We start from the raw sequence: 16,568 nt of genomic DNA on the forward strand, positions 1-16,568 counted from the left end.
CTTTTTATGACTTCTGCGCTTCAGACTGCGGCTGCTTTTGCGCCTGAGTGTCAACTTCCTGCACTTTTACCTGAGCGCCCGGACGGACTTTCATCAAGCCGGTGACAATCACGCGGTCGCCGGCTTTCAAACCGTCGGTAACCAGCCATTTGTCGCCGATAGCCTGATCGGCCTTCAGCGTACGCAATTCAACTTTGTCGTCAGCACCTACCACCAGTGCGGTAGCATCGCCACGTGGGTTACGCGTCACACCCTGCTGTGGCACCAGCAATGCGTCGCTGCGCACGCCTTCGTCCAGACGGGCGCGAACGAACATGCCCGGCAACAGCGTATCGTTCGGGTTAGGGAACACCGCACGAATGGTGATGGAACCGGTGGTTTCATCAACGGTGACGTCAGAGAATTCCAGCGTGCCTTCCTGAGCGTATTGCGCGCCGTTTTCCAGCAGCAGTTTCACTTTGGCTTTGCCGTTTTCTTGCTTCAGCGCACCGCTTGCCAGTTCTTGCTTCAGACGCAGGAAGTCGTTGCTCGACTGAGTCACGTCGACGTACATCGGATCAAGCTGCTGCACGGTGGACAGAGCAGTGGCTTGGCCGTTGGTGACCAGTGCCCCTTCGGTCACGGCAGATTTGCCGATACGGCCGGAGATTGGTGAAGTCACCTTTGTGTAAGCCAGGTTGATGCGCGCGGTTTCCACAGCGGCTTTGGCAGCCACAACAGCGGCTTCCGCCTGCTGCAGGTTGGAGACTGCGGTGTCGTAATCTTGCTTACTGATGTAACTGGTACCCAGCAATGGTTTGTAGCGGTTAACCGTCACGCGTGCGATAGACGCGCTGGCTTGGGCTTTCGCCAAATCGCCTTTAGCGCTGTCATAGGCCGCCTGGTAGGTAGCAGGATCGATTTGATACAGGGAAGTACCTGCCTTGATATCGCTGCCTTCTACGAAGTTACGTTTCAGGATAATGCCGCTAACCTGAGGGCGAACTTCGGCGATACGATACGCAGCGGTGCGGCCAGGAAGATCGGTGGTGATGTTGAGAGGTTCTGCCTTCAATGTCACTACACCCACTTCGGGAGCCGGTGCCTTGGCGCCTTGCTGTTGGGTTTCTTTATCGTTACATCCTGTTAGCACTAAGCTGCCTGAAAGCATCAGAACTGCCGCCAGAGGCGTTAACCCTCTGTTTTTGTTCATAGAAAAACCTCAAGTGTCCGATTTCAAAATGATCAATGGATCACAAGCTTTAAAACCCATTGCTGCGTTAATTATTAGTGCGTGCTATGGTACATACATACACGAATGTATGTAAATCTCACTTCCCCGAAAAAACAACGCCATGGCACGAAAAACCAAACAGCAAGCGCAAGAAACTCGACAGCACATTCTTGACGCTGCGGTGCGAGAATTCTCTGAACGTGGCGTTTCTGCAACGTCCCTCACCGATATTGCCACCGCTGCTGGGGTGACGCGTGGCGCAATTTACTGGCACTTCAAGAATAAGGTAGACCTGTTTAACGAAGTTTGGGAATTATCAGAGTCGAAAATAGGCGATCTCGAACTAGAGTATCAGGCAAAGTACCCTGAGAATCCACTGCGTATTTTACGCGAAATTCTAATTTATATTCTGACGGCTACGGTAGATGACGCACGCAGGCGTGCCCTGATGGAGATCGTTTTTCATAAGTGTGAATTTGTCGGTGAGATGCTCCCGCTGCAAGATGCCCGTAAAGTCCTCTATCTGGAAGGTTACGACCGTATTGAGTCCGTGCTGCGCAACAGTATGCGCCACGGCCAACTGCCAGCCGATTTACACACCCGCCGCGCATCTATCATCCTGCGAGCCTACATTACCGGCCTGATGGAAAACTGGCTTTTTATGCCGGAAAGTTTTGATCTGAAAGCCGAAGCGGCAGTGTTGATCGACTCATTTATCGAAATGGCCCAATTCAGTCCCACCCTGCGGATAAAACCGGAGGAGGGGGAGCTGGCGGCACCCCCGTTGAGTGCAGAACATCATCATTTATAGGAGAAACACCATGTCATCCGTTGTTTTGATCGCCAATGGCGCCGCTTATGGCCACGAATCGCTGTTTAACGCGCTGCGTCTGGCTATTGCGTTGAAAGAACAGCAGGCCGATCTCAGCCTGAAACTGTTTTTGATGTCTGATGCGGTGGTCGCGGGCATTGCCGGGCAGCAGCCACACGAAGGCTACCATCTGCAGCAAATGCTGGAAATTCTCACCGCTCAGCAGGTACCGGTAAAATTGTGTAAAACCTGTGCCGATGCGCGCGGAGTCAGTCGGCTGCCACTGGCGGATGGGGTGGAAATCGGTACGCTGGTTGAACTGGCACAGTGGACGCTGGCGGCGGAGAAGGTATTGACCTTCTAAGTCCGCGACATTTGTACATCACCCGCAACGCTTTTCTTATTCTTTGGCTCTCTGCGATCGTGATAATCTTTAGGCTTCTTTATTGATTCGAAGCCAAATCATGCATCGCAGGTTAGCCAAACGTCTTTTTCTGCCGCTATTCTCGTTCTTCGGCGTGGAGTTCTCCCGCGCCTTTGCCCTGTTTTTGCTGATCGCGGTTTGCGCGATCTGCCCACCTGCCGCTTATGCCACGCTCAATGGCGATTTGCCTTCACGCAGCGAAATCCAAAGCCAGCTTGATGCGCTGAATAAGCAAAAGACGCTGACGCCGGTCAACAAACTCACGCAGCAGGATCTCACCCGTACGCTCGAGTTGCTGGATGCGATTGAACGCACCAGGCAGGATGGCGCGCAGCTTAAGCAACAGCTGCAACTGGCACCGGGCAAGCTGCGTCAGGTGACCGACGACCTGGCGGCGCTCAAAACGCCGGTCGACAGTGCAGCCGCCAGGGCCGAACTGCTGCCGCTTTCCCTACGCCAATTGGAAACCCGGCTCTACCAGACGCTCGACGACCTGCAGACGGCGCAGGAAAATCTTTCCACCTATAACAGCCAGCTGGTTTCGTTGCAGACTCAACCGGAACGGGTGCAGAGCAGCATGTATACCGCTTCCCAACGGCTGCAGGAAATTCGGAACCAAATCAACGATCAGACGCCGGGGCAAAACTCACTGCGCGACAGTCAGCTGGTAATGCTGGCCACCGAGCAAACGCTGCTCAATGCGCAGATCGACCTGCAACGTAAAAGTCTGGAAGCCAACACTACCCTGCAAGACCTGCTGCAGAAGCAGCGCGATTATACTAACGGGCATATCGATGCGCTCGACCACAACGTGCAACTGCTGCAAGAAGTGGTCAACAGCAAGCGCCTGACGCTGTCGGAAAAAACCGCCAAAGAGGCGCAGAATCCGGAAGATGCCACGGACATCCAGCACGACCAGTTGGTCAGCAAAGAGCTGGACGTTAACCGCCAGCTCAGCCAGCGGCTGATTGCCGCCACGGAGGAGAGTAACGTCCTGTTCCAGCAGAATATTCGGGTGAAGAACTGGCTGGATCGCGGCCTGCAAGCGGAGCGCAATCTGAAGGAGCAGATCCAGGTATTGAAAGGCAGCCTGGTGCTGTCGCGCATTCTTTATCAGCAGCAACAAAGCCTGCCGCAGGGCACCTTGGTGGCGGATATGGGCACGCGCATCGCCGATCTGCGCCTGGAACAGTTTGATATCAACCAACAGCGCGACGACCTGTTCAAGGGTGACGATTACATCAACAAGCTGGTCGCCGACAGCAAAGAAAAAGCCGGCGCCGACGTGCTGGATGCCCTGAATGAAATCGTCGATATGCGCCGCGAACTGTTGGATCAGTTAAACAAACAGCTCAGTAATCAGTTGGCGCAATCGATCAGCCTGCAGATCAACCAACAGCAGTTAACCAGCGTTAACAGCTCGCTGCGAGATACCCTGACCCAGCAGATTTTCTGGGTAAACAGTAACAAACCGGTCGATCTGGCGTGGTTGAAAGCCTTGCCGGGGGCGGTGAGAGATCAACTGGCTGCGCTCGATTTCAAAGTCGATCTCGGCAAAATACTGCAGGGCGGACTGAATTCACTGGTCATGCTGATCCCGCTGCTGTTGCTGATCGGCCTGTTGCGCTGGCGCTACAAGCTGATAGACACCCATTTGCAGAAGCTGGCCAATGACGTGGGGCAGTTAAAGCGTGATAGCCAGATGCACACCCCCAAGGCCATTGTGTTGACCCTGTTGAAGGTGCTGCCCGGTTCGGCTCTGCTGCTGGGGGCCGGTTTCTGGTGTTACCGTGCCGAAATCGGCCTCAGCGATTTTCTCTGGGCATTGTCGCAACAGCTGGCGCTGTTCTGGCTGATTTTCGGCTTTACCTACCGCACGCTGGCACCTGGCGGCATCTGCGAACGGCATTTCAACTTCGCCGCCGAGCTTTGTGCGCATTACCGTCGCCAGACGATGCGTTTGGGGTTGGCGTTGCTGCCGCTGATCTTCTGGTCGGTGTTGGGTGAGAAAGCGCCACTGCGTCTGGTGGAAGACGTTATCGGCCAGGTGGTGGTGATGTTGACGTTGGCACTGCTGGCGGTGCTGGTGTTTCCGTTGTGCCGCGACAGCTGGCGTGAAAAAGGCTCGCACGCGGTACGGCTGATCATTGTTACCGCCATTGCCGCCACGCCGCTGATCCTGCTGGGGCTGATGTTCGCCGGCTATTTCTATACCACGTTGCGGTTAGCCGGCCGCTGGATCGACAGCCTGTATCTGTTCTTCCTGTGGAACATCGTGTATCTGACCGCCATTCGCGGGCTGAGCGTCGCGGCGCGCCGTCTGGCTTACCGCCGCGCGATAGCTCGTCGTCAGAGCCTGGCGAAAGAGAAAGAGGGAGCCGAAGGGGTTGAACCGGTTGAGGAGCCGCCCTTGGCGCTCGATCAGATCAACCAGCAGTCGCTGCGTCTGACCACCATGGTGCTGTTTATTATCTTCGCCAGCGCCCTGTATGGCATTTGGTCAGATTTGGTGACGGTCATTTCGTACCTGGACAGCATTACGCTGTGGCATTACACCACCACGGTCGCCGGCAGCAGCGTGGCGCAGGCGGTGACGTTGGGCAACATGATGGTGGCGATAGCGGCGGTGATCGTCGCTTACGTGATGACGCGCAACCTGCCCGGTCTGCTGGAGGTGGTGGTGCTGTCGCGGCTGCAGCTGCGGCAGGGGACGTCTTACGCCGTCACCACCATACTCACCTACCTGATCACCACCGTGGGTGCCGTCACCGCGCTAGGGTCGCTGGGCGTCTCCTGGGATAAACTTCAGTGGCTGGCGGCCGGCTTGACCGTCGGGTTGGGCTTCGGGTTGCAGGAGATTTTTGCCAACTTTGTCTCCGGTCTGATCATCCTGTTCGAACGGCCGATCCGTATTGGCGATACCATTACTATTGGCACTTTCTCCGGTTCGGTCAGCAAAATCCGCATTCGCGCCACCACCATCACTGACTTTGACCGCAAAGAGGTGATCATTCCGAATAAGGCATTTGTGACCGAACGGCTGATCAACTGGTCGCTGTCAGACACCATCACTCGCGTTTTAATCAAAGTGGGAGTGGCCTACGGCTCCGATTTGGACAAAGTGAAAGCCGTGCTGTTGAAGGCAGCGCATGATAACCCACGGGTGATGAGCGATCCGGAACCGCAGGTTTTCTTCCTGAATTTCGGTGCCAGCACGCTGGATCATGAGCTGCGCCTTTACGTGCGTGAGCTACGCGACCGCAGCTATACCGTTGACGAACTGAATCGCTCTATCGAACGCCTGTGTCGCGAAAACGACATCAACATTGCTTTCAACCAGCTCGAGGTCTATTTGCACAATCAGCAGGGCAACGAGGTGCAGGAAGTGAAACGGACGTTATCGCCGGATCAGGGCGGCACAACGGCAGGAGAGTAGAACGAGGATCCAGGGTTCAGCGCAGGCTGAACCCTTTTTACTGCCCGACAGGCAGGTAAGGGGAGGTGGCGCCGTTGCGCTGCAGCTTTTCCTGATAGTCCCGTTTGACAATATCCAGCGCCGCCAGCGCAGTGGCGGGATCGATTTCATTGCATTCCAGCAGGTAAATCAGATCTACCGCCAGTTGCAATTCTGGTGAGGCATTTTCTAGAGACATAAAACCCACGTTTTAATTGAGATGAATGATACTTCGTTCGGCTGAGTATAGTGAACAAGCCCGATTGGGGGGAATAATCATTAAAATATTGTGATAAATCTTCAAAAACCGTTTTCTTTACGTTCAATACTGCGCTCAATACGCGCCAGAGCTTGACGGCAACGCGTCAGTCGGCCTTCTAACGCAGCCAGCTCATGCTGAAGCTTTTGCTGTGCCGCGAGCGTCGTCTGCCTTCCCAGCAGGCTTTCCCGATCCTGAATCATTGCAATGATCCGGCGTTCGTAATCCTGATGTTCGGCCAGCTTGTGATACAAGTCGACCGCTGCCACTTCTTTGGGTTGATTCTTACGGCGCAGCGCCTGGGTTGCCAGCTCGCGTTGCAGGGCGGTCAGCTGCGCCAGCAACTTTTCGGCCAGAAAGGCTACCTGAGTGGTGCGGTTGTCATTGGCCGCCGTCTGCAGCTGGGCGAAATTTTTTTGCACTTCGGTCAGATAATCGCGCAGTCGTGTACCGCGGTTAGAGAACAGCGCAGTATCGAAGCGTGCCTGCGGGATCGGAGCATCGCCGCGTGGCGTGATCTCGCTGGCCAATACCTTGATTTGTTGTTCTAACGCTTCTAAAAGACGCTGGGTGCTCACGTCGGCTCCATTGGGGGGATAGTGGGCTCAGCTTGCCCGCGATCGCGTCGTGAAACAAGCACCGTGCCTATATTCCGCCCGTTGCGGCTGGTGGCACAGGGGAAGGCGGTGATAAAGTAACGCCAGACAGGTTGATGGACAAGGGCTCGCATGACGCGTTGGTTATTGATTATCCTCGGTTGGTTGGCGGTGGTGTTGGCGACGCTGGGCGTGGTTTTGCCGCTGCTGCCGACGACGCCGTTTCTGCTGTTGGCCGCCTGGTGCTTCGCCCGTTCGTCGCCGCGATTCCACAGTTGGCTGCTGTATCGCTCCTGGTTCGGGCCTTATCTGCGCCATTGGCAGCAGCATCGCGCCTTGCCGCCGGGGGCTAAATGGAAGGCGGTGGTGGTGATTGTGCTGACATTCGCGTTTTCGTTGTGGCTGGTGAAAATCTGGTGGGTGCGCGGTGTGCTGTTACTGATGTTGGCTATTTTGCTGACCTTTATGTTGCGCCTGCCGGTTGTTGACTTATCGCAACAAAAACAGCGTTGATTGTGGCTTATGATATCCAATAGCTTTCAGGGCGCGGCTTGAAAGATGCAGCGGAGAGTTGCATTTGTCCGCCAGTTTGCATAGATTTGGGCGTTTTCGTGCGCGGGGTGCTACCCATTTCCTGTTTATCTCGGGATTGGGTTTCAGACGACCTGCGCGCAAGTCATCAGGCAGTTTTATCAGGCAATAATTATGACCGCTACTGCACAGCAGCTTCAGTTTATTAAAGACAGTATCAAAACCATTCCGGATTACCCTAAGCCGGGCATACTGTTCCGTGACGTCACCAGCCTGCTGGAAAACCCGCTGGCCTATGCCGCCAGCATTGAATTGCTGGTCGAGCGTTTCCGCGAAGCGGGCGTGACCAAGGTGGTTGGCACCGAAGCGCGTGGTTTCCTGTTTGGCGCCCCGGTGGCGTTGGCGCTGGGCGTGGGTTTTGTTCCGGTGCGTAAACCGGGCAAGCTGCCGCGTGCGACACTCAGCGAAAGCTATGAGCTGGAATACGGTACTGACCAGCTGGAAATCCACACCGATGCCATCAGTGCCGGTGATAAAGTGCTGGTGGTGGACGATCTGCTGGCCACCGGTGGCACCATCGAAGCTACCGCAAAACTGATCCGTCGTCTGGGCGGTGAAGTCAAAGACGCCGCTTTCATTATTAACCTGCCGGATCTTGGCGGTGAAGCGCGTTTGAACTCCCTGGGTATTGAATGCTACAGCCTGGTCAACTTCGCCGGCCACTGATCTGCATTACCACAACGGCCTCGCGGAACGCCGCGGGGCTGTGTTAGCATGACCCTCCAGATTACTCGACTTTTCCGGTATTAATGAGCTATCAGGTTCTTGCCCGTAAGTGGCGCCCTCAAACGTTTGCAGATGTTGTCGGACAGGAACATGTCCTGACTGCGCTGGCTAACGGCCTCTCGCTGGGGCGGATTCATCACGCCTATCTGTTCTCGGGCACGCGCGGCGTGGGTAAAACCACCATTGCGCGCCTGCTGGCCAAAGGCCTGAACTGTGAAACCGGCATCACCGCCACACCGTGCGGTCAATGCGACAACTGCCGCGAGATTGAGCAGGGGCGCTTTGTTGATCTGATCGAGATCGACGCCGCGTCCAGAACCAAGGTGGAAGATACCCGCGATCTGCTGGATAACGTCCAGTACGCCCCCGCCCGAGGCCGCTTCAAGGTTTACCTGATTGACGAAGTGCACATGCTCTCGCGTCACAGCTTCAATGCGCTGTTGAAAACGCTGGAAGAGCCGCCTTCTCACGTTAAATTCCTGCTTGCGACGACCGATCCGCAGAAGCTGCCGGTCACCATCTTGTCGCGTTGCCTGCAATTTCATCTTAAGGCTTTAGATGTCGAGCAGATCCGTAACCAGTTGGAAACGGTTCTGCAGGCAGAACAAATCACCAGCGACCAGCGCGCTCTGCAGCTGATAGCGCGTGCCGCCGACGGCAGCATGCGTGACGCGCTGAGCCTCACCGATCAGGCTATCGCGATGGGCCAGGGCCAGGTGACCACCGTCACCGTCAGCCAAATGCTCGGCACGCTCGACGACGAACAGCCGCTGGCGATCCTCGAAGCGCTGGTGAGCGCCGACGGCGAAAAGGTGATGGCGCAGGTCGCGCAGGCCGCTTCACGCGGTGTTGACTGGGAAAACCTGCTGGTCGAAACGCTGGCCTTGCTGCACCGGATCGCGATGGTGCAACTGCTGCCATCGGTACTGGACAATCATTACGCCGCCATTGAACAGCGGCTACGTGAGTTGGCGCGAACTTTACCGCCGACGGACGTACAGCTTTATTACCAAACGCTGCTGGTCGGCCGTAAAGAACTGGCCTTTGCGCCGGATCGCCGTATGGGGGTCGAGATGACCCTGCTGCGTGCGCTGGCGTTTCACCCGAAAGCGGTGATCCCGGAGCCGGTGGCGATGGTGCAAACTGCTCCGGCGCAGATGGCGCAGCCGCAGGCACCATCGGCTCAGCCGCCACAGTTTCAGGACGCGCCACCGCCGTTAGGGCAGGCCGCCCCGCAGAACAATCCGCCAGCGAGTTTACCGGATGCCACCGCGCAATTATTAAAGGCGCGCACCCAGCTGTTACGGCAGGGAGCATCCACACCAAAAAAGAGTGAACCGGCGGCGCCAGGAAAAGCGCGGCCGGCAAACTCAGCACTGGAGCGGTTGGCTTCCGTGACTGAGCGCAGCCAGCAGCGCCAGGCGGAAAAACTGGTTCAGCAAAAACCGGCCAAGCCGGAAGCTTATCGCTGGCGCGCACAGACCGAGCCAGAGGCCGAGCCGGAACCGCTGGCGACGCCAAAAGCGCTGCGCACTGCGCTTGAGCATGAAAAAACGCCCGAACTGTCAGCCAAGCTGGTGGTAGAGTCGCTGGAACGCGATGCCTGGGCGGCGGAAATCGATAAGCTGAAAATTCCAAAACTGGTGCAGCAACTGGCGTTGAACGCGGTTAAAGAAGTGCTGGAACCAGGTAAAATTTGTCTTCATCTGCGGTCGTCGCAGCGCCATCTGAACTCGCCTTCGGCGCAGAAGGTGTTGACCGATGCACTCACCGAGCTGCACGGCAGTCCGGTTGAGCTGACCGTGGTGGAAGACGATAATCCGGCGGAGCGGACTCCGCTGGAGTGGCGCCAAGCCATTTATGAAGAAAAACTGGCGCAGGCGCGCCAGTCGATCGTTGCGGATACCAATATCCAAACGCTGCGCCGGTTCTTCGACGCAGACCTGGATGAAGAGAGTATTCGCCCCATTTAAACGCCGCGTAAAGTGCGCGGCCCTAGCGACGAGAGACGACTATGTTTGGTAAAGGCGGTCTGGGCAACCTGATGAAGCAAGCCCAGCAAATGCAAGAAAAAATGCAGCAGATGCAGGAAGAAGTCGCCAAATTGGAAGTGACTGGCGAATCCGGCGCCGGCCTGGTGAAAGTCACCATCAACGGTGCGCACAACTGCCGTCGTGTGGAGATCGATCAGAGCCTGATGGAAGACGACAAAGACATGCTGGAAGATCTGATCGCCGCTGCGATTAACGACGCAGCGCGCCGCATCGACGAAACCCAGAAAGAGAAAATGGCGTCTGTGTCCAACGGTATGCAACTGCCACCTGGCTTTAAGATGCCGTTCTAATGCAGACCAGCCCGCTCCTTGAAACACTGATGGAGGCGTTGCGCTGCCTGCCGGGCGTTGGCCCGAAGTCGGCGCAGCGTATGGCGTTCCAGTTGTTGCAGCGCGATCGCAGCGGCGGGATGCGCCTGGCGCAGGCGCTGACCCGCGCCATGTCAGAGATCGGCCACTGTGCCGATTGCCGTACGTTCACCGAGCAGGACGTTTGCACCATCTGCGCCAATCCGCGCCGTCAGCAAAACGGCCAGATCTGCGTGGTGGAAAGCCCGGCTGATATTCACGCCATCGAACAGACCGGCCAGTTCGCCGGGCGCTACTTTGTGCTGATGGGCCACCTGTCGCCGATGGACGGCATTGGGCCCGGTGATATCGGTCTGGATCGGCTGGAGCAACGGCTGGAAAAAGAAAGCATCACCGAAGTGATCCTGGCCACCAACCCGACGGTGGAAGGTGAGGCAACCGCCAACTATATCGCCGAGATGTGCGGCCAGTATGGCGTGGTCGCCAGCCGCATTGCCCACGGCGTGCCGGTGGGCGGTGAACTGGAAATGGTCGATGGCACCACGTTGTCGCATTCCCTGGCCGGTCGTCACGTCATCAAGTTCTGATCTTTAGCGGGGCCATCGCGGCCCCGTTAGTTTCCTGCAAAAATTTCCCCCCCAGCCGCTTGAAAAACAACGCCCTTGTCCCCACTTAATCCTCATTGTTCGCTTTTGGTAGCTATTGTCTTTGAGGTAATCAATGAGTATGAAAGGTCAAGAAACCCGTGGTTTCCAGTCTGAAGTAAAACAACTGCTTCATTTGATGATTCATTCGCTGTACTCCAATAAAGAAATTTTCCTGCGCGAGTTGATCTCCAACGCCTCGGATGCCGCCGACAAGCTGCGTTTCCGCGCACTGTCGACGCCTGAGCTGTATGAAGGTGATGGCGAGCTGCGTGTGCGCCTTTCCTTCGATAAAGAGCAGCGTACGTTGACCATTGCCGACAACGGCATTGGCATGAGCCGTGAGGAAGTGATTGAAAACCTGGGTACCATTGCCAAGTCAGGTACCAAAGCCTTCCTGGAATCCATCGGTTCCGACCAGGCCAAAGACAGCCAGCTGATTGGTCAGTTCGGCGTGGGGTTCTACTCCGCGTTCATCGTGGCGGATAAAGTCACTGTACGTACTCGTGCAGCGGGCGCTCCGGCCGATCAAGGCGTGTTTTGGGAGTCTGTCGGCGAAGGCGATTACACCATTGCCGACATCAGTAAAGAAGATCGCGGAACCGAAATTACCCTGCATCTGCGCGAAGGCGAAGATGAGTATCTCGATGCCTGGCGTCTGCGCTCAGTGATCGGCAAATACTCCGACCACATCGCATTGCCGGTTGAAATTGAAAGCAAAAACGAAGAAGACGGCACCGTCACCTGGGAAAAAATCAACAAGGCACAGGCCCTGTGGACCCGCAGCAAGGCTGACGTTACCGATGAAGAATACAAAGAGTTCTACAAGCACATCGCGCACGACTTTACCGATCCGCTGAGCTGGAGCCACAACCGGGTGGAAGGCAAGCAGGAATACACCAGCCTGCTGTACATTCCGGCCCAGGCGCCATGGGACATGTGGAACCGCGACCACAAGCACGGCCTGAAGCTGTACGTGCAGCGCGTGTTCATCATGGACGACGCTGAACAGTTCATGCCGAACTACCTGCGTTTCGTGCGTGGTCTGATAGATTCCAACGATCTGCCGCTGAACGTTTCGCGTGAGATCCTGCAAGACAGCCGCGTGACCCAGAACCTGCGCGGTGCACTGACCAAGCGTGTGTTGCAGATGCTGGAGAAACTGGCTAAAGACGATGCGGAAGGCTACCAGAAGTTCTGGCAGCAGTTCGGTCTGGTGTTGAAAGAGGGCCCGGCGGAAGACGGTGGCAACAAAGAAGCCATTGCCAAGCTGTTGCGCTTTGCTTCCACCCATAACGACAGCTCGGCGCAAACCGTCTCGCTGGAAGAGTACGTGGGCCGCATGGCAGAAGGGCAGGAGAAGATTTATTACATCACTGCCGACAGCTATGCCGCCGCCAAGAGCAGCCCGCACCTGGAGCTGTTCCGCAAGAAAGGCATCGAAGTGCTGCTGCTTTCCGACCGTATCGACGAATGGATGATGAGCTACCTGACCGAGTTCGACGGCAAGCCCTTCCAGTCCGTCAGCAAGGCAGATGACGCGTTGGATAAGTTGGCAGACGAAACCGAAGAGCAGAAGGCCGCCGAGAAGCAGCTGGAGCCTTTTGTTGACCGCGTGAAAACCCTGCTGGGCGATCGCGTGAAGGACGTGCGTCTGACGCACCGTCTGACCGACACGCCGGCTATCGTTATCACCGATGCCGACGAAATGAGCACCCAGATGGCGAAATTGTTTGCCGCTGCGGGCCAGGAAGCGCCGGCGGTGAAGTACATTTTCGAACTGAATCCGGAGCATGCGTTGGTCAAACGCGCATCCGATGTGGGCGATAACGAACAATTCGCCGAATGGATTGACCTGTTATTGGATCAGGCACTGCTGGCTGAACGCGGCACCCTGGAGGATCCAAACCAGTTTATCCGTCGTATGAATAAACTGTTGTCCGCATAATTCCGAGCATATACGCCCAAAATCCGCGAGTTTTGGGCGTATTTTTTTGTTTTTCCTGCCGATTTTCCGTGCTTTATTCTCTGTTTCCTTCCTTTTGTCCCGCAATCGATTTCCTCGCGTACCTTGAGCCAGCCCCCCCTGAAATGGTATGGTTGAGCGTTTTCGCAATTTTATAAAAACTACATAGCAAGGGGATTTACGCAATGCGTATCATTCTGCTGGGCGCTCCGGGCGCTGGTAAAGGTACTCAGGCTCAATTCATCATGGAGAAATACGGTATTCCGCAAATCTCCACGGGTGATATGTTGCGCGCAGCCGTGAAGGCCGGCAGTGAATTGGGCAAGCAGGCGAAAGAAATCATGGACGCCGGCAAGCTGGTGACCGATGAGTTGGTCATTGCACTGGTTAAAGAACGCATCACCCAGGAAGATTGCCGTAAAGGTTTTCTGCTGGACGGTTTCCCGCGCACCATTCCACAGGCTGACGCGATGAAAGAAGCCGGCATCAACGTGGATTACGTGCTGGAATTTGACGTACCGGACGAGCTGATTGTCGATCGCATCGTTGGCCGTCGCGTACATGCGCCTTCTGGCCGTGTGTACCACATTAAGTTCAATCCACCGAAGGTGGAAGGCAAAGACGACGCGACCGGTGAAGAACTGACGACCCGTAAAGACGACCAGGAAGAAACTGTGCGTAAACGTCTGGTGGAGTACCATCAGATGACGGCACCGCTGATTTCCTACTACAGCAAAGAAGCTGCGGCAGGTAACACCCAATACCGTAAAATCGACGGCACCCGCAAAGTGACCGAAGTGAGCGCCGAACTGGCAAACATCCTCGGCTGATCGGTTTTTCATTGCTGTGCATAGCGCCAGGCCTCATCCGCCTGGCGTTTTTTTTGCTATTTTTCCGCCGAATTGTGATCGCCGTGGCTTGTTGCGCCTGTGCCCTTTAATCCGCCGCTAGAAATGACGTATAACTCCCCCATCTTAACCCCTGGGGATAATCCACATGCTCAGATCGACCCATTTGCTGGCAGAATCCACTGCGCGCCAGATTGTGCAGCGGGCGATGAGCATCATCAGCCATTCTGTCAACGTGATGGACAACAACGGCGTCATTATCGCGTCCGGTAATCCTTCGCGCCTGTTCCAGCGCCATGAAGGGGCGGTGCTGGCGCTGACCGAGAACCGGGTGGTGGAAATCGATGCGGTGACCGCCGCGCACCTGAAAGGCGTGCAGCCCGGTATCAACCTGCCGTTCAGTTTTCACAGCCAGCAGGTGGGGGTGATCGGCATTTCCGGTGAACCCGCGCAGGTACGTGCCTATGCTGAGCTGGTGAAAATGGCGGCCGAAATGATGGTGGAGCAGGCGGCGTTGCTGGATCAAAACCAGTGGGAGAAACGCTACCGCGAGGAGTTGGCCAATCAGTTGCTGCAGCCGCAGCCGGCATCGGGCTCGCTGGAGGCGATGGCTGCTTATCTGGGATTGGATCTGCAACAGCCGCGCATTGTCTGGATCGTGGAATTACAGGACGCTCAGCCGCATCTGCTGCGTGAACTGCTGACAGAGCTGGAGCACACGCAGCGTGAAGCGTTGATCGCTATCACCGGCTTCAACGAAATGATCCTGCTGCGTCCCGCCAGCCTGGTGCAGGGAGCCTGGAGTTTGAAGCAGGAGCGCAAACAGGCGCAGCAATTGCTAAGTCAGCTTCAGCCGCGTTTCAACCTGCGGCTGATTATCGGCGGTTTCTTTAGCGATGAGGCGGGGCTGCACCGCTCAAACCTGACGGCCCGCGCGACGCAGACGATGGCAAAGCGCTTGAAGCTGCGCCACAAGACGCTGTTCTATCAAGATTATCCACTGCCTTCGCTGTTGTGTGATCTGGGTGAGGATTGGCGCGCGCAGGAGCTTTCCCGCCCCTGGCAGGTTTTGGGCGATCACGATGACAAGGGGGTGCTGCGCAGCACCCTGAAACACTATTTTTCGCGAAATTGTGATCAAACGCAGACCGCCGCCGAGCTTCATATCCACGTCAATACCTTGCGTTATCGCCTGCAGCGTATTGAAGCCATTACTGGATTGAAAATCAATCAGTTAACGGATTCCTTGCGGCTGTATATCGGCATGCTGATGCACGATTGAATTGTGTGAAACCACAACTTTCCGGCGCACAGACGCAGAGGTTTTTGTGGCTTTCTCTCACGCCAATGCCTGGCGCTCAGGATATGTTCTCCCCACACCAACAACGGGGAAAATAATAATGACAACGGTATCCACGCTGGGGGCGCTGGTGGCATTGATCGTCGCTATCGTCCTGATTTTACGCAAGGTCCCACCGGCCTATGGCATGATTGCCGGCGCGCTGGCGGGCGGATTATGCGGCGGCGCCGATCTGGTGCAGACCGTAACGCTGATGATCACCGGCGCCCAGGGCATTACCAACGCCGTGATGCGCATTTTGGCGGCGGGGGTGCTGGCCGGGGTGTTGATCGAGTCCGGCGCGGCGCACACCATCGCCGAAACCATCGTCCGCAAAGTCGGGGAAACCCGCGCGCTGTTGGCGCTGGCGGTAGCTACACTGATCCTGACTGCCGTGGGCGTATTTATCGACGTGGCGGTGATCACCGTGGCGCCGATTGCCCTTTCCATCGCTCAGAAGGCCGGGATCTCCCGCGCGGCGATCCTGCTGGCGATGATCGGCGGCGGCAAGGCCGGTAACGTGATGTCACCAAACCCCAACACCATTGCGGCTGCCGATAACTTCCACGTGCCGCTGACCTCGGTGATGATGGCCGGCATCGTGCCAGGGCTGTGCGGATTGATCGTGGCCTATCTGCTGGCCCGGCGGTTGAGCGACAAGGGCGATAAGGTAATGGCAGAAGAGCTGACGCAACAAGCCGAAGGCGTACGTCCTGGCTTTGCTGCGGCCATCAGCGCGCCATTGGTTGCCATTGTTCTGCTGTCGCTGCGGCCGATCGCCGGTATTGCCATCGATCCGCTGATAGCGCTGCCGGTGGGCGGCCTGGTGGGAGCATTACTGATGGGCCGTATTCGCCAGTGTAATCAGTTTATGGTTTCCGGCCTGTCCCGTATGGCGCCGGTGGCGATTATGCTGCTCGGCACCGGCACCCTGGCGGGGATCATTGCCAACTCGGCGCTGAAGGACGTGCTCATTAGCGGATTGACCCACACCGGCATGCCGGCCTGGCTGTTGGCGCCACTGTCCGGGGCGCTGATGTCGATGGCGACCGCTTCGACCACCGCGGGTACCGCCGTGGCATCCGGGGTCTTCAGCAGCACTCTGCTGGAGCTGGGCGTCAGCGGGCTGGCAGGGGCGGCGATGATCCATGCCGGTGCGACGGTACTGGATCACCTGCCGCACGGCAGCTTCTTCCATGCCACCGGCGGTAGCGTCAATATGGCCGTGCATCAGCGGTTGAAGCTACTGCCTTATGAAACACTGGTCGGCTTTACCATCGCGGCCGTCTCGGCGTTGATGTTTGGCGTATTTAATCTGGCGGGATAAGGAAGAGT

The 16,568-nt window shown here is 56.7% G+C and carries 15 protein-coding genes and 1 other annotated feature; of the genes, 12 read left to right on the forward strand and 3 right to left on the reverse strand.

The genetic code is table 11. The features are described 5' to 3' along the window. Positions 1-4: 4 nt before the first annotated feature. Positions 5-1,192: a multidrug efflux RND transporter periplasmic adaptor subunit SdeX gene (gene sdeX / locus LQ945_RS18845; protein ID WP_270101468.1), complete on the reverse strand. Its 1,188-nt coding sequence runs from the start codon at positions 1,190-1,192 to the stop codon at positions 5-7. Between the two features lie 142 nt (positions 1,193-1,334). Here sdeX and acrR point away from each other — a divergent pair, with 142 nt between their 5' ends. The 3 genes from acrR (at position 1,335) to mscK (ending at position 5,884) form a co-directional block, all read left to right on the forward strand. Further along, positions 1,335-2,024: a multidrug efflux transporter transcriptional repressor AcrR gene (gene acrR, locus LQ945_RS18850; RefSeq protein WP_182821805.1), complete on the forward strand. Its 690-nt coding sequence runs from the start codon at positions 1,335-1,337 to the stop codon at positions 2,022-2,024. Between the two features lie 10 nt (positions 2,025-2,034). After that, complete coding sequence (locus LQ945_RS18855; protein ID WP_044548727.1) at positions 2,035-2,388, forward strand: DsrE/DsrF/TusD sulfur relay family protein; 354 nt, start codon at positions 2,035-2,037, stop codon at positions 2,386-2,388. Between the two features lie 100 nt (positions 2,389-2,488). Continuing rightward, positions 2,489-5,884: a mechanosensitive channel MscK gene (mscK, locus tag LQ945_RS18860; RefSeq protein WP_270101469.1), complete on the forward strand. Its 3,396-nt coding sequence runs from the start codon at positions 2,489-2,491 to the stop codon at positions 5,882-5,884. A gap of 37 nt (positions 5,885-5,921) precedes the next feature. Here mscK and rsmS read toward each other — a convergent pair whose 3' ends face one another. Next, on the reverse strand, positions 5,922-6,101 hold the full coding sequence (rsmS, locus tag LQ945_RS18865; RefSeq protein ID WP_044548729.1) for a pleiotropic regulatory protein RsmS: 180 nt from the start codon (positions 6,099-6,101) through the stop codon (positions 5,922-5,924). 101 nt (positions 6,102-6,202) lie between these two features. Then, positions 6,203-6,739 carry a primosomal replication protein gene (priC, locus tag LQ945_RS18870; RefSeq protein WP_270101470.1) on the reverse strand — a complete coding sequence of 179 codons (537 nt, stop codon included), beginning with the start codon at positions 6,737-6,739 and terminating at the stop codon, positions 6,203-6,205. 150 nt (positions 6,740-6,889) lie between these two features. Here priC and LQ945_RS18875 point away from each other — a divergent pair, with 150 nt between their 5' ends. The 9 genes from LQ945_RS18875 (at position 6,890) to LQ945_RS18915 (ending at position 16,560) form a co-directional block, all read left to right on the forward strand. Beyond that, positions 6,890-7,270 carry a DUF454 family protein gene (locus LQ945_RS18875; protein WP_270101471.1) on the forward strand — a complete coding sequence of 127 codons (381 nt, stop codon included), beginning with the start codon at positions 6,890-6,892 and terminating at the stop codon, positions 7,268-7,270. A gap of 192 nt (positions 7,271-7,462) precedes the next feature. Continuing rightward, positions 7,463-8,014 carry an adenine phosphoribosyltransferase gene (gene apt / locus LQ945_RS18880; protein ID WP_044548731.1) on the forward strand — a complete coding sequence of 184 codons (552 nt, stop codon included), beginning with the start codon at positions 7,463-7,465 and terminating at the stop codon, positions 8,012-8,014. Between the two features lie 83 nt (positions 8,015-8,097). Then, complete coding sequence (gene dnaX, locus LQ945_RS18885) at positions 8,098-10,047, forward strand: DNA polymerase III subunit gamma/tau (RefSeq protein WP_044548732.1); 1,950 nt, start codon at positions 8,098-8,100, stop codon at positions 10,045-10,047. Continuing rightward, positions 9,380-9,444, forward strand: a sequence feature (DnaX frameshifting element). Its footprint overlaps the gene before it by 65 nt. Before the next feature lie 41 nt (positions 10,048-10,088). After that, on the forward strand, positions 10,089-10,418 hold the full coding sequence (locus LQ945_RS18890) for a YbaB/EbfC family nucleoid-associated protein (RefSeq protein WP_044548733.1): 330 nt from the start codon (positions 10,089-10,091) through the stop codon (positions 10,416-10,418). Beyond that, positions 10,418-11,023, forward strand: a complete 606-nt coding sequence (recR, locus tag LQ945_RS18895; RefSeq protein ID WP_020825534.1) for a recombination mediator RecR — start codon at positions 10,418-10,420, stop codon at positions 11,021-11,023. Before LQ945_RS18890 ends, recR begins: the two co-directional genes overlap by 1 nt. 139 nt (positions 11,024-11,162) lie before the next feature. Further along, positions 11,163-13,028, forward strand: coding sequence for a molecular chaperone HtpG (gene htpG, locus LQ945_RS18900; protein ID WP_020825535.1), 1,866 nt, complete (start codon positions 11,163-11,165; stop codon positions 13,026-13,028). 203 nt (positions 13,029-13,231) lie between these two features. After that, the gene (gene adk, locus LQ945_RS18905; protein ID WP_044548735.1) at positions 13,232-13,876 is read left to right on the forward strand and encodes an adenylate kinase; all 645 of its coding nucleotides are present in this window, start codon (positions 13,232-13,234) and stop codon (positions 13,874-13,876) included. Positions 13,877-14,042: 166 nt separating this feature from the next. After that, positions 14,043-15,176 (forward strand): sugar diacid recognition domain-containing protein, encoded by a 1,134-nt coding sequence (locus LQ945_RS18910; protein ID WP_262239362.1) that lies wholly within the window; start codon positions 14,043-14,045, stop codon positions 15,174-15,176. A 118-nt stretch (positions 15,177-15,294) separates the two neighbouring features. After that, positions 15,295-16,560, forward strand: coding sequence for a GntP family permease (locus tag LQ945_RS18915; protein WP_262239363.1), 1,266 nt, complete (start codon positions 15,295-15,297; stop codon positions 16,558-16,560). The last annotated feature ends 8 nt before the right edge of the window (positions 16,561-16,568 follow it).

This window comes from Serratia liquefaciens (assembly GCF_027594825.1).
In the GTDB taxonomy this organism is placed as follows: Bacteria; Pseudomonadota; Gammaproteobacteria; order Enterobacterales; family Enterobacteriaceae; genus Serratia; species Serratia liquefaciens_A.

Excerpts from the sequence above, each read along its gene's own strand:
- LQ945_RS18915 (WP_262239363.1), top strand. The coding sequence starts at position 15,295 with ATGACAACGGTATCCACGCTGGGGGCGCTGGTGGCATTGATCGTCGCT.
- adk (WP_044548735.1), top strand. The coding sequence starts at position 13,232 with ATGCGTATCATTCTGCTGGGCGCTCCGGGCGCTGGTAAAGGTACTCAG.
- recR (WP_020825534.1), top strand. The coding sequence starts at position 10,418 with ATGCAGACCAGCCCGCTCCTTGAAACACTGATGGAGGCGTTGCGCTGC.
- rsmS (WP_044548729.1), bottom strand. The coding sequence starts at position 6,101 with ATGTCTCTAGAAAATGCCTCACCAGAATTGCAACTGGCGGTAGATCTG.
- LQ945_RS18890 (WP_044548733.1), top strand. The coding sequence starts at position 10,089 with ATGTTTGGTAAAGGCGGTCTGGGCAACCTGATGAAGCAAGCCCAGCAA.
- LQ945_RS18875 (WP_270101471.1), top strand. The coding sequence starts at position 6,890 with ATGACGCGTTGGTTATTGATTATCCTCGGTTGGTTGGCGGTGGTGTTG.
- sdeX (WP_270101468.1), bottom strand. The coding sequence starts at position 1,192 with ATGAACAAAAACAGAGGGTTAACGCCTCTGGCGGCAGTTCTGATGCTT.
- apt (WP_044548731.1), top strand. The coding sequence starts at position 7,463 with ATGACCGCTACTGCACAGCAGCTTCAGTTTATTAAAGACAGTATCAAA.
- acrR (WP_182821805.1), top strand. The coding sequence starts at position 1,335 with ATGGCACGAAAAACCAAACAGCAAGCGCAAGAAACTCGACAGCACATT.
- htpG (WP_020825535.1), top strand. The coding sequence starts at position 11,163 with ATGAAAGGTCAAGAAACCCGTGGTTTCCAGTCTGAAGTAAAACAACTG.
- LQ945_RS18855 (WP_044548727.1), top strand. The coding sequence starts at position 2,035 with ATGTCATCCGTTGTTTTGATCGCCAATGGCGCCGCTTATGGCCACGAA.
- mscK (WP_270101469.1), top strand. The coding sequence starts at position 2,489 with ATGCATCGCAGGTTAGCCAAACGTCTTTTTCTGCCGCTATTCTCGTTC.
- dnaX (WP_044548732.1), top strand. The coding sequence starts at position 8,098 with ATGAGCTATCAGGTTCTTGCCCGTAAGTGGCGCCCTCAAACGTTTGCA.
- LQ945_RS18910 (WP_262239362.1), top strand. The coding sequence starts at position 14,043 with ATGCTCAGATCGACCCATTTGCTGGCAGAATCCACTGCGCGCCAGATT.